The following is a 12,392-nucleotide window of genomic DNA, read 5'->3' as shown; positions in this document are numbered from 1 at the left end:
ATTTTTCGTCTTGTTAACAAGCTACTTTTCATTCGTATTAAAGTTAGTAAATTCTTGTTTTGAATTAAGTTTTATTAAAATTAATGAAAATAAATATTCGCAGAAAAGCGATTTTTAAATGAGGCAAGATTAAAATCGTTAGAGTTAATTTTATCGCTTTCCTATGCGGAAATTTGAATAACAGTTAAAAATAAAAAACAATGAAAAGGGAAGATTCAAAACACGAAACCGATAATATAAAGAGATATCAAGAAGAAGGATACACGGTAAATTATTTATTCGAAAACGATCATTTGATAGATTCAGAGAGCAAAGCAACGTATAAACCAGAAGATATTTTTATTGTGGCGCATCATCGTTATGAAGGTATGAGTGATCCCGATGATATGTCAATTTTATACATAATAGAAACTAAAGATGGAGGCAAAGGAACTCATTTATTAGGATATGGTCCAACGGCAGATTTGGAAGAAGCCGAATTTTTTAAAGACATCCCGAAAGCCAATTATTCCAAAAATGCAGACATAAACGAATTAACATAAAAGAATAAAAATAGATTGGTATTTTTATTTTGCTGATGAGCAGTTGTTTCAAATTTATTTGAGGCAGCTGCTTTTTTTTTTTTTGAAAGTTGCAAAGATGCTGAGATACTGAGATCCTAAGTTTTTTTGCTCTTTGTTTTTTAAAAGTGAGAAAGGTAGAAGTGTAGTTCCTTAGTTTGAATTCATTTGAGGTAGTTTTTTACTGTTTTTTGAGTTTGAGAAACTTACTACCTCAGTATCTCAGCAACTTTGCAACTTTAAATAATAATTATGAAATATCTGCACAAAATTGTATAAAGAATTGACTGACAATATAAACGAAATTTGGATTATAGAAAGTTAGCAACCAAGGTTGGTTTTTATGCGTAAATAAATAACTAACCGCTTTTACTAAAACCAAACCATATAATGAAAAAACTTTACATAAATACTGGAAGCTTTGATGCTGTTTTTAATAATCTGAAAGAAAGTTTTGGAGGAAAATTAAAAGTTACTGCCAATGAATACAATTTGACAATTCAATCAAAATGGGCAAAGGGAAGCATTTCTGGCGTTCGTTTTGAAAAAGAGATGTCATACCTAAGTTTTGATTTAACTTTTAATCAAGAAATTAGTTTAAGTATCGAATCGAATCCGTTTTCGCCTGTATTTTTTGCGTATTGCGAGAAAGGAAACGTTTTGCATAGTTTTGGTGCCAATGGGGCTACTCATAGCCTTAAAAAACAACAGTCAGGTATTATGAGCAATTCTTCTACTATTAATAGTGTTTTGTATTTTCAAAGCCACCAACATATTCAATTCTCTTTAATTGGAATGCCAACAACAATGGAAAATAAAGAAAGCGATTTTGTTTCTCAAGTAAAAAAAATATTTACGAGCAATTCTGGAAATTACATTTATATAGGAGATGAAAATCACAAGATTGGAGAGAAATTTCAGGAGCTTAAAAGAATTCCGAGTCAAGGATTAGTTCGTTATATAGTAATGAAAAGTATTCTTCGCGAAGTTTTAGAGCTTGAGATAGCGCAACATAGTTATAATTATTTTACAGCGTTTGAGCCTATTTTGAACTTTGCAGTAAAACAATTAAGTGAGATCAAAAAATTATCTCATATGAAATTAACCGCAATTACAGCGCCAGTACAGTTTTTAAAGCGAAACTTACAACGTCGAAAATACCAATTGGAATTAAAATCATACAACCAAAAATTAGCTAGCTAGTAAGCATACCATATTCTTCACTTTCAAAAAAACAGCTTCGATCGAGCTGTTTTTTTTTATTCTTTTTCATAGTAAATAATGAAATAAACCATGATGAGATTTAAAACGAAAGAAATACTATTGGTCAGAATAATGGGAAGGTCTTTTTTAAGAATTCCGTAAACAATCCATACCGCAATCCCAAAGGTTAAAATGCTGAACATCCATAGCGAAATTTCTTTTACTTTCTTGGTCTTCCAGACCTTTATAATTTGCGGAATCGTAGATAGTGTAATACACCCTCCAGCAAAAAGTCCGATGATGTCTATAAAATTCATTTTTTAAGATTTGTTAAGTTGGTTTAAAATAATCTCGCAAAGGCGCAGAGTCGCAAAGCCATTTTTATTAAGTTATAAAAACAAACTTAACGCCTTTGCGTCTTTGCGAGCAAAAAAATTGCGGTCATTGCGTAAATCTTAGCGCTCTTAGCGGTTAATAATTCATTTTGTAAGATTTTATTAAGTTAGTTTAGATAGTCTCGCAAAGGCGCAGAGTCGCAAAGTCATTTTATTAAGTTATAATAAAAACAAAAACTTCGCGCCTTCGCGTCTTTGCGAGCAAAAAAACTTAGCATCTTAGAAACTTTTTACCCAACCAATTCTCCACCATTTATATGAATAAACTGCCCAGTAATATAACTACTGTCTTCAGAGGCCAGAAACACATAAGCAGGTGCCACTTCCGAAGGCTGACCGGCTCTCTCCATCGGATTGTCTTTTCCAAAATCAGATAATTTGTCAAAAGTGGCTACGATCAAAGGCGTCCAGATTGGTCCCGGTGCAACGCCATTTACGCGTATTTTCTTTTTTGCCAGCATAGTCGAAAGTGAACGGGTAAAACTTACAATTGCACCTTTGGTACTCGCATAATCTGCCAAATGTTCGCTTCCGCGAAAAGCCGTAACAGAGGTGGTGTTTATAATGCTATCGCCCTCTTTTAAGAAAGCAAGCGCTGCTTTTGTGATATAAAAGAAAGGGTAAATATTAGTTTCAAAAGTTTTATGAAGCTGTGCTGAAGTTATTTTTTCTATTTCTGTTTGCGGAAACTGAGTTGCAGCATTATTTACCAAAACATCAAGACTTTTAAAAGTGGTATGGCATTTTTTAATGGCACTTTTACAAAACTTTTCATCTTTCAAATCACCATTAATTAGTAGGCATTGCTGGCCTTCTTTTTCGATCATCGCTTTGGTTTCAAGTGCATCTTTATCTTCTTTTAGATATACAATTGCAATATTAGCACCTTCTCTTGCAAAATGTACTGCAACACTTCGGCCAATTCCGCTGTCGCCACCAGTAATGAAAGCTGTTTTTCCTAGTAATTTACCGCTTCCAACATAATTTTCTCTTATAATTTCAGGCTCCGGATTCATCATGTGTTCATTGCCTGGAAGATTTTGTTTTTGCTCGGGAAATGTTTGTTTCTTTTTCATGATTTACTCTTTTTTAAGCTTGTAGTTTCATTTAAAATTACCTGTTAACTGCAATTTTAGTTGCCTTAAAAGGTATTTTGTTTAGCTCAATCAAAATAAAATGATAGATTATGTGTGAAAATACATCTAATAAGTGATAGGATTAAAATAATAGAAATTTCTAATAAGCTAAAAATCATGCAATAGGTTTAATGTGATAGTCAAAGATGGGAATTTTGTAACTATTTTTGATTTAGATAAAAAACCTGCTCGTTATTTTTTTTATACATTTGAGAATTTCCACATAATTTTTAAGAGTTACTTCGGTGATTCTTTAAAAAAATAAGAAAATTTTTAAATTTCACTTTAAATTCAAGAGTTTTGATTTACAACCGATTTAGCTTCAACATGGCATGGTATTAATTGTAGACGATATAAGGGCCAATATTATTGCCTTAAAGAAAACATTAGAGCTGCATAATATCGATGTCGATAGTGCCGAATCTGGAGAAGAAGCTTTAAAGAAAATCCTGAAAACAGATTATTGTCTGATTATTATGGATGTTCAAATGCCAGGACTCGATGGTTTTGAGGTAGTAAAAATTCTTTCTGGAAATATACGTACAAAAGATATTCCTGTTATTTTTCTTTCGGCACTTAATACCGAGAAAAAATACATTTTTAAGGGGTACGAAACTGGTGCTGTGGAATACATTACCAAACCTGTAGACAGTGATTTACTAATTTTAAAAGTAAAAACCTTCATTAAAATCTACGAACAGCAAAATGAACTTAAAGTGATGAAAGATCTTCTTTCTAAAGAAATAAAAATTAGAAAAGAAGCGCAGGACAATCTTGAAATAAAAATCGCGGAAAGAACTAAAGAACTGGTTCAGAAAAATGAAGAACTGGAACTTCGAAATCACGAATTGCAGCAGTTTTCTTGGGTGGTATCACACGATTTAAATGAACCAATCAGAAAGATTCAAATCTTTATCAAAATAATAAAAGACCTTTACTTAAAGGCAGACGACAAAGCGATCGATTATGTGGACCGAACAATAAAATCGGCAGAAAGAATGCAAACTTTAATTACCGATCTTTTGGCTTATTCAAGGCTTTCTGCTCAGGTTAAACCGGAAAAAACAGATTTGAATATTGTTTTGCAGGAAGTGTTGGGAGATTTTGATTATTTAATTGAACGCAAAAACGCCACCATAAAAACCAACGAACTTCCAACAATAGATAGTATTCCGAGCCAGATGCGCCAGGTTTTTCAAAATCTAATTGGAAATGCTTTGAAATTCTCAGGCAATGAAGAAAAAGCGGTAATTGAGATTACTTCTGAAACTATTTTAGAAAAATCAATCGAAAGTCCGACTTCGCCAGAAGGCAAATTTTGCAGGATTACAGTAAAAGATAACGGAATTGGTTTTGATGAGATTTATCTTGATCGTATTTTTATTATCTTTCAAAGTTTAAACGATCGTCAATCTTACGAAGGAACAGGAATTGGACTGGCAATTGCTAAGAAAATAATCGAAAAACATAACGGATTAATTACAGCAAAAAGTAAAGTGGGAGAAGGTGCAAGCTTTATCATTGTTCTTCCTTTAAAATACGAATAAAAATAATTTAGAATATATGAATGGTAATTTTAAAAGAAATTTATTAATCAGTTCACTAGTTTCACTGCTTGTACTTACGATTAGTTCTGTTGCCTCTTTTATTAGTATTAAAAGTCTACTAAACAGTAATTTTTGGGTAAACCATACTCAGGATGTAATATATAACCTAAATGAAGGTTCCTCAATTATTATAGAAGCCCAGACCAGTATGAGAGGTTATCTGCTTACAGGCGATGAGCAGTTTGTTGATCGTTTTAATGATGCTGAAGCGAAATCAAATACTTATTTTGATAAGTTGGACGAACTTACGTCTGACAATCCTTCGCAGAAAAAATTACTAGAAGATTTACGCTCTAAACGTTCCGGTTTCTTTAAATATCTAAACAATCAGATTGTCAAAAAACGTTTAAGCAAAGAAACGCTGATTTTTGATTTGAATGAAGGCAGAAACATGATGAACGAGATTAAGGCGATCGTTAGGAAAGTTGAAAATACAGAACAAAAACTTTTAGAAGAACGTAACTCGAATTCAGAACGTTACGGTAATTATAGTTTAGCTTTAATTGTTGTTGCTTTCTTTATAGCCTTTCTTATTTCTATTGTTTTCTTAATCAGAATTCTGAAGGATTATAATGAGAGAATGTTATTGCAACTCGAATTAGAGAGAAAAGATAAAGAAACAGCTGAAAGACTTGATGTAATAAGCGGTATCGCAACGCAAATTTCTAAAGGAAATTATGATGTTCAGATAGACGATAGAAAATCAGATACTTTAGGAGCTTTGGGCGCATCCATTCATAATATGAAAGATTCATTAAAAGATTCTTTCGAATTATTATCTCAAAAAGAATGGCTTCAATCGGGTGTTGCAACTTTGAACGATAAAATGCTGGGAGAAAAAACAATCCAGAAATTATCCAAAGATGTAATCGAATTTTTATGCCAATATACCAATAGCAGTGCCGGAGTTTTGTATGTGATTGATGGAGAGGAATTGACAGTTACAGGAGGTTACAGTTATATACCGAGCAAAAATAGAGAAAGAATCAAGAAAGGCGAGGGGTTAATTGGCCAGTCTATTGTTTCTGGAAAAATGTTGGAACTTAAAACCCTTTCTCCAGATGATATTCAGATCAATTATGCATTGGGAGAAATAAAACCTACACATATTGTGGCCTTGCCATTAATGGATTTTAAGATTGAAGGTGCAGTGGAGCTGGCTAGTATTTACGGATTTTCTGTTTTGCAGCTTGAATTCTTGAATATGGTAGCCAATAACATCGGAATTGCGATTAAAGCGACCCAAAACCGTAAGAGAGTGATGGAACTTCTGGAAGAAACCAAATCTCAGTCAGAAGAATTACAGATTCAACACAGCGAATTGGAAGCTATAAATGCAGAATTGGAAGCACAAACCGAAAAATTGCAGGCTTCGGAAGAAGAACTTCGCGTACAGCAGGAAGAATTGGAACAAACCAATGAAGAATTGTCTGAAAGAAGCGTTTTATTAGAAGAAAAAAACACGGAGATCCAAAAGAAATCAGAAGCTTTGGAATTGACTACGCGTTACAAATCGGAGTTTTTGGCCAACATGTCGCATGAGTTGAGAACTCCGTTGAATTCGATTTTATTGCTGAGTCGTTTATTATCTGAAAATAACAATAAAACGATGAACAATGAAGAAATTGAATTTGCAAAAGTAATTCAGAGTTCAGGAAATAGTTTGTTAGGATTAATTGATGAAATTTTGGATTTATCTAAGATTGAAGCTGGAAAAATGGATCTGGAATTCTTGGATGTTTCGACCAAAGAGATTACAGATAACCTGTATAACTTGTTTCATCTGGTTGCAAAAGAGAAGGGAATTAATTTTGAAATTATTGCCAAAGACGCGCCTATTGTTATTAAAACAGACAAAATGCGTTTGGAGCAGATTCTGAAAAACCTGATTTCGAATGCCATTAAATTTACAGAAAAAGGAACTGTTTCTCTTGAAATAAAAGTAGATACAGACGATGATAAAATTATCTGTTTTATTGTAAAAGATACTGGAATCGGAATTCCGTTAGAAAAACAGCCTCTAATTTTTGAAGCTTTCCAACAAGCTGATGGTTCAACTAAACGTAAATACGGCGGAACTGGTTTAGGATTATCAATTAGCCGTGAGTTAGCCAAATTACTGAGAGGAGAAATTGTATTGCACAGTAAAGTAAATGAGGGAAGTACGTTTACATTGTGTCTTCCCGTTTTAGGATTTGCGATCAATAAAGTTTCGGTAAATAAAATTCCACATGCAGAAGAAATCGAAGTAACAACTGAAAGTGATGAGGAAAGACCGAAATACATCAGTGAAGTTATTCCGCAAGAAATTGAAGATGATAGAGATTCAATTGTAGAAGGTGATAAAGTGATTTTGATTGTAGAAGACGACATCAATTTTGCCAAATCATTATTGGCTTTCACTCAGAAAAAAGGGTATAAAGGAGTAGTGGCGGTAAGAGGTGATTATGCTTTGAATTTTGCTCTGATTTATAGACCAATCGGAATTTTATTGGATATCGAACTTCCAATAAAAAGCGGATGGCAGGTTCTGGAAGAGCTAAAAAATAATTCTCATACCAAGCATATTTCGGTACACATTATGTCTTCGCATAAATTGAAACAGGAAAGTCTGCTAAAAGGAGCGGTCGACTTCTTAGACAAACCAGTTGCTTTTGACCGAATTCCAGATGTTTTTAAACGTATTGAACACATTATAAACAAAGAATCGCAAAAGGTTTTAATTATTGAAGATAATGCGAAACACGCAAAAGCATTGGCATTTTTCTTAGAAACGTATAATATTAACTCGGAGATTAAAAGCGAAGTTTCAGAAGGTTTATCGTCTTTAGGAAAAGAAGAGGTAGATTGTGTAATTCTCGATATGGGAATTCCAGATAAACAGGCTTACGAAATTCTAGAAGGAGTTAAGAAAAGTCCAGGTTTAGAAAATCTGCCAGTAATTGTATTTACAGGAAAAAGTCTTTCGATAAAAGAAGAACTGAAAATTAAGAAATATGCCGATTCTATTATCGTGAAAACAGCACATTCGTACCAAAGAATGCTCGATGAGGTTTCGCTTTTCCTTCACTTAGTAGAAAATAAGAAAGAAGGAAATACAGCAAAAGAAAGCAGTAAAAAACTGAATTCGCTAAACAATATTTTATTTGAGAAAAAAGTATTAATTGTAGATGATGATGTGCGAAACATTTATTCGCTTTCTAAAGCTTTGGAAGCCTTTAAAATGACTGTTATCACGGCTTTTGATGGAAAAGAGGCTATTAAAATTTTAGATGAAAATCCAGATACCGATGTCGTATTGTTAGATATGATGATGCCTAATATGGACGGTTACGAAACGGCAGAAAAAATTAGGAGCAATCCTAAATTTCTTAACTTAGCCGTAATAGCCGTAACGGCCAAAGCCATGACTGGCGATAGAGAAAAATGTATTAAAGCGGGAGCTTCAGATTATATTACAAAACCGGTCGATGTCGATCAGTTATTATCGCTGCTTCGAGTTTGGTTATACGATAAAATCTAATCTTAAAAAATACTGTACATGGAAAAGAAAAAAGTATTGATTGTAGATGACGATTCTAGAAATATTTTTGCTTTAGTAAATACCTTAAAGGCAAAATCTTTTGACTGTCTGTCTTGTTTAAGTGCTGAAGAAGCCCTAAAAATATTAGCAAATGACAATTCAATTGACGCCGTTTTGATGGATATGATGATGCCCGAAATGGACGGTTATGAGGCCATTCCGCTCATTAAAGCCATTCCGTCGCAAGAGAATACTTTTGTAGTTGCCGTCACAGCGCAAGCTATGGCAGGAGATAAAGAAAAATGTTTACAAGCCGGAGCAGATGCATACATCTCAAAACCTGTAGATGTAGATAAATTACTTCACATCTTGGGAGAAATTTAAATGAATTATGATTGAAGATATTGAATTAGAGACTCTCATTAATGAAGTTTACGAATATTATGGTTTTGATTTTGGAAGTTATTCAAGAGCCTCACTTAAAAGACGTGTAAGCAGGGTATTTACTTTGGATGGATTTAAGCATTTTCATGAATTTCTATCTAAAGTCCGTACCGATCCAGAATATTGCAAAAAAATGATTGATGAAATAACGGTTAACGTTACAGAAATGTTTCGTGATCCATCTTTTTATCTAACGCTTCGAAAAGAAATTCTTCCTTTGCTCGGAACCAAACCTTTTATCAGAATTTGGCATGCTGGCTGCTCTACAGGAGAAGAAGTGTATTCGATGGCGATTATGCTCAAAGAGGCAGGTTTGCTGCACAAATCAATATTGTACGCTACCGATATAAACGCTACGGTTTTGGAGACAGCAAAAAGCGGTATTTTCCCGCTGAGAATGATAAAAGACTATGCCGATAATTATCGTGAAGCGGGCGGACAAGAAGATTTTTCAGATTATTACATTGCCAATTACGGGTTTGCAAAGTTTAATGAAAATCTATCGGAGAAAATGGTTTTCTCTCAGCATAACCTAGTTTCTGACACTTCGTTTAATGAATTTGATCTGATTTTGTGCCGTAATGTTTTAATTTATTTTGATAATAATCTGCAGAAAAGAGTGGTCAATCTATTTGATGACAGCTTGGCTGTTTTAGGTTTTTTGGCACTTGGAACAAAAGAAACTATAAAGTATTCTATATCTCAAACCAAATACAAACAATTTGATAAAGAGAAAATATGGAGAAAAATAAAAGAGTAACAAATTGTAAAGTAGTTATAATTGGCGGTTCGGCAGGAAGTTTGCAGGCATTATTGCAGATTTTGCCTTTTATAGAAAAACCTGTTTCTTTTGCTATTGTCATTGTTGTTCACAGAAAAAACTCCGACGAACAAACCTTAGAAGATTTAATCGCTTTAAAATCAAAAATAAAAGTAAAAGAGGTCGAAGACAAAGTAAAACTTGAAGAAGGATTTATTTATATCGCGCCTTCCAATTATCATTTATTATTTGAAAAAGAAGAAACGTTGTCTCTAGACACTTCAGAAAAAATAAACTACAGTAGACCAAGTATAGATGTTTCTTTTGAGTCTGCCGCAGAAATATATGGTCAAAATTTAGTTGGAATTCTACTTTCGGGTTCCAATTCGGATGGTACAGCAGGATTGAGAGCAATTCAGGCAGCGGGTGGAATAAGCGTTGTGCAGAATCCGCTTTCTGCAGATATGCCTTTTATGCCTAACAATGCAATTTTGCATACAGTGCCAGATTTTATTTTAAAAACCGAAGAGATTTTAGAGTTTATAAAAGAAATAAATATTGCTGATTTTTGATTAACGATTTTTGATTTCAGATGGAAGAAATCAAGAATCGTTAATCCTCAATCTAAAAATCTTCAATTTCTTAATTTTTCTCGTCTTCAGGAAGCACGACTTTATTCAATTCAGCTTCTTTTTCGGCTCTTTTTTGCGCAGCTTTCCCTTTTCCTATCGGAATTCCTGCCGTCACATACAAAGATCGGTTGTATTGATTATTTGGACCATCTCCTTTCATTACCGTAACAAGTCCGTAATAATATTGAACGGTGATATTTAAACCGTTTCCAACATTCATATGATAGCCCGCACCGAAGGCAAGTCCAGCATCGATAACATGAATCTGATCTCTAATGTTTTTCTTGTAAACCACATCGTCTTTATTGATTTCGTTTTTAAACTCATCAAATGCTTTGGCTAACAAACCAAATTGCGGACCTGTTTTGAGATAGATATTATTTTTGAATTGGTATTTGATTAATATCGGAACATTAAAATAACGTATTTCACGATTTACGTGTCCGCCCGCAAAAGTATTGTCCAGATTTTCGTCATTTAAAGAATAAACCGGAATATCTTTGGCTCCCATAGGTGATTTTACAATTACTCCAGTATTGATCATCCACGCCGGATTTTTTCTTGATCTAAAGTCAAAATAAAAACCAAGATTAAATCCTGGATTTAAAGCAGAAGATCCCATGTTTGAAATGGTAGAAAAATTTGCACCGCCTTCCAGACCAAATTCTAAAAACTCTGAGTTGAGTTTATCTCCAAAGATTAAGGAAATCAAAACTTGTGACTGCGCCGTGGAAATACAAAAGAAAGCAAAAACGATTAATAAAATCTTTTTCATATATGGATGAATTACAGTCCAAAACGGTATTGTAAACTTCCCAATACTTGTGTACGAGTCCCTAAGAAACCGCACTCTGCACGAAACATTACATGCTTACTGAATTGATACTGCGACCCAATAATGAAGTTCCACATGTCTTTAGGCCTTTTTTGAAGGGAATATTGAACAGATGAATCTGAGGCTGTGCTCAATGCCCCGTCTAGAGTTGCAAGGAATGTTCCTGCTCTTTCTAGGGCTCTGTCGGCAGTATTATGTTTGGCTACATTAACCGGATTTTTTTGTTCAGCCGGAGTTAAACCATCCCACCATGAATCTACTTTTGTCTGATTATCAGAAACTTTTTGAAGTCCGCTGTCCACTTTAGCTTGAGCACTGCTTAGATCAATAAAATCAGATAAAGGCAAATCTCCATTCGTATCTCCAGAAATATGAACTCTAAAACCTCCAACCCAAACTGCTATATTGGTGTCTGGTTTATTGAATTTAAATGTTTTTCCTAATCTCGGACCAAAAACATAGGAAAAAGCAGGTTTATCTAGCGAACTAATATCAGTCCAAGCCATGTTCATATCCAGAGCGAGCCAGCCACCGCCAATACCAATTGTTGGTGTCATACCTATACCAAAAGTAGTAGCGTCAAAATTGGCTTTGGTGCTAAAATTGGCAACTTCAGACCAATTGTTATCTGCATCTGGCACCCAAATACCAGCATTAATTTTAGTTGCCGTTTTGGCTTTTCCAAAAATTCCATAAATATTTAGAAAGGGAAGCAGCCAGATATCAGGTCTAATAGTTAGCGCACCAGCTTCAACCGTTGATTTATCAAATCGTACAATTTCATCTAAGTTATATTGGGGGCCATGATTAAAACCAATATTCAAATCATTAATGACAATTTCAGATTCCTGCCAAAAATAATTAACAGAAACACCTGCAGAGTAGGGAAGTTTGTATCCTTTTTGAGCTACTTTCTCACCCCAAATAGGCAGAGCGTACGGATATTTTTCTACTTTAAGACTGTCTAGTAATTCTTCATTTTTTTTCCCTACAATTTTATCGGTATAAACCTGCCCGAAAATTTGCATGCTAAATAGTAATAAAAAGGCTGATATTAGTGTATTACATTTCATTGATTTAAGTGTTTTAATGTTAAATTAATTAAACTGCGAAAAATAAATATGTACTAATGCTATTGTGAGAATCTTTTTATTGATATGCTAAATTGGCTTTATTGTAATTAAATATTAAGGCTTGATAATGTGTTAATTAATGTTAAAGTTAAGGAAATTTTCTTACTGCCGACAAAAAATAATAAGAAAATGATAAAAGGCATTAAAATAATTTTTGTACCATT

General features: G+C 33.7%; 11 protein-coding genes. 7 read left to right on the top strand and 4 right to left on the bottom strand.

The genetic code is table 11. The features are described from left to right. The first annotated feature begins 200 nt into the window (after window positions 1-200). Complete coding sequence (locus tag AC3Y25_RS03665; protein WP_489901775.1) at window positions 201-542, top strand: hypothetical protein; 342 nt, start codon at window positions 201-203, stop codon at window positions 540-542. A 408-nt stretch (window positions 543-950) separates the two neighbouring features. After that, the gene (locus AC3Y25_RS03660; protein ID WP_489901774.1) at window positions 951-1,763 is read left to right on the top strand and encodes a hypothetical protein; all 813 of its coding nucleotides are present in this window, start codon (window positions 951-953) and stop codon (window positions 1,761-1,763) included. Between the two features lie 56 nt (window positions 1,764-1,819). Here AC3Y25_RS03660 and AC3Y25_RS03655 read toward each other — a convergent pair whose 3' ends face one another. Together AC3Y25_RS03655 and AC3Y25_RS03650 are read right to left on the bottom strand one after the other, a co-directional pair. Continuing rightward, complete coding sequence (locus AC3Y25_RS03655; RefSeq protein ID WP_489901773.1) at window positions 1,820-2,080, bottom strand: SemiSWEET family sugar transporter; 261 nt, start codon at window positions 2,078-2,080, stop codon at window positions 1,820-1,822. Between the two features lie 308 nt (window positions 2,081-2,388). Next, window positions 2,389-3,234, bottom strand: coding sequence for an SDR family oxidoreductase (locus AC3Y25_RS03650; RefSeq protein ID WP_427873299.1), 846 nt, complete (start codon window positions 3,232-3,234; stop codon window positions 2,389-2,391). Window positions 3,235-3,626: 392 nt separating this feature from the next. Here AC3Y25_RS03650 and AC3Y25_RS03645 point away from each other — a divergent pair, with 392 nt between their 5' ends. From AC3Y25_RS03645 to AC3Y25_RS03625, 5 genes are read left to right on the top strand one after another with little or no spacing between them, the layout of a single operon-like run. Continuing rightward, window positions 3,627-4,841 carry a hybrid sensor histidine kinase/response regulator gene (locus tag AC3Y25_RS03645; protein ID WP_489901772.1) on the top strand — a complete coding sequence of 405 codons (1,215 nt, stop codon included), beginning with the start codon at window positions 3,627-3,629 and terminating at the stop codon, window positions 4,839-4,841. Window positions 4,842-4,857: 16 nt separating this feature from the next. Continuing rightward, window positions 4,858-8,424, top strand: coding sequence for a response regulator (locus AC3Y25_RS03640; protein ID WP_489901771.1), 3,567 nt, complete (start codon window positions 4,858-4,860; stop codon window positions 8,422-8,424). An 18-nt stretch (window positions 8,425-8,442) separates the two neighbouring features. Next, window positions 8,443-8,808 (top strand): response regulator, encoded by a 366-nt coding sequence (locus AC3Y25_RS03635; protein WP_095927599.1) that lies wholly within the window; start codon window positions 8,443-8,445, stop codon window positions 8,806-8,808. 7 nt (window positions 8,809-8,815) lie between these two features. Beyond that, window positions 8,816-9,628 (top strand): CheR family methyltransferase, encoded by an 813-nt coding sequence (locus tag AC3Y25_RS03630; RefSeq protein WP_320492707.1) that lies wholly within the window; start codon window positions 8,816-8,818, stop codon window positions 9,626-9,628. Then, on the top strand, window positions 9,607-10,200 hold the full coding sequence (locus tag AC3Y25_RS03625; RefSeq protein WP_427873305.1) for a chemotaxis protein CheB: 594 nt from the start codon (window positions 9,607-9,609) through the stop codon (window positions 10,198-10,200). Before AC3Y25_RS03630 ends, AC3Y25_RS03625 begins: the two co-directional genes overlap by 22 nt. Window positions 10,201-10,270: 70 nt before the next feature. Here AC3Y25_RS03625 and AC3Y25_RS03620 read toward each other — a convergent pair whose 3' ends face one another. Together AC3Y25_RS03620 and AC3Y25_RS03615 are read right to left on the bottom strand one after the other, a co-directional pair. After that, entirely contained in the window at window positions 10,271-11,035 is a 765-nt protein-coding gene (locus AC3Y25_RS03620) for a porin family protein (protein WP_428239372.1), read from the bottom strand. 11 nt (window positions 11,036-11,046) lie between these two features. Further along, complete coding sequence (locus AC3Y25_RS03615) at window positions 11,047-12,168, bottom strand: hypothetical protein (RefSeq protein ID WP_489901770.1); 1,122 nt, start codon at window positions 12,166-12,168, stop codon at window positions 11,047-11,049. Window positions 12,169-12,392 lie beyond the last annotated feature (224 nt).

The sequence above is a fragment of the Flavobacterium sp. LK-23 genome (assembly GCF_058135255.1).
This window is presented reverse-complemented; position numbering and strand designations above follow the sequence as displayed.